1 pseudogene is annotated in these 449 nt (G+C 21.8%); it reads right to left on the reverse strand.

Annotation, left to right across the window (positions count from 1 at the left end):
* Nucleotides 1–151 precede the first annotated feature (151 nt).
* Nucleotides 152–277: pseudogene (locus tag JS756_RS39110) on the reverse strand (hypothetical protein); the annotation flags it as partial.
* Between the last annotated feature and the right edge of the window lie 172 nt (nt 278–449).

A 449-nucleotide genomic window follows, 5' to 3' on the forward strand; every position in this document is an offset into this window, starting at 1 on the left:
TTATGTTGGTTTCCTGCTGATTGTCCCCAATAGTAAGGGAGTTTCCAGCATACAGCTTGATTTAAAGAACACATTATGATATTAAAATACTTTATTATAATTATTTATAAGGATAATAATACTTAACATATATATTACTACATCCTTACAATTAATTTAATGAAGCATTAAAAAAATTATGCTCTACAGAATTAAATGCTTCTAACACACTAGGTGTGTAATGCATAGCTAATGTTACACCTGTAACAATTTGAATAACTAAACATAAACCTAATAAAGATCCAAAATTTCATAAGTAACTTATATTAGAAGGTTGTGGTGAATCTATTAAATATGAATTTAATATTTTTAATAAAGGATGATTTTTTAAAATTCTCATTTTTTTATAATATATGTATTATATTTTTAATTCACAATGTTTATATATATATAAATATATATATATTTTC

The sequence above is a fragment of the Streptomyces actuosus genome, from assembly GCF_016921115.1.
GTDB lineage: Bacteria > Actinomycetota > Actinomycetes > Streptomycetales > Streptomycetaceae > Streptomyces > Streptomyces actuosus_A.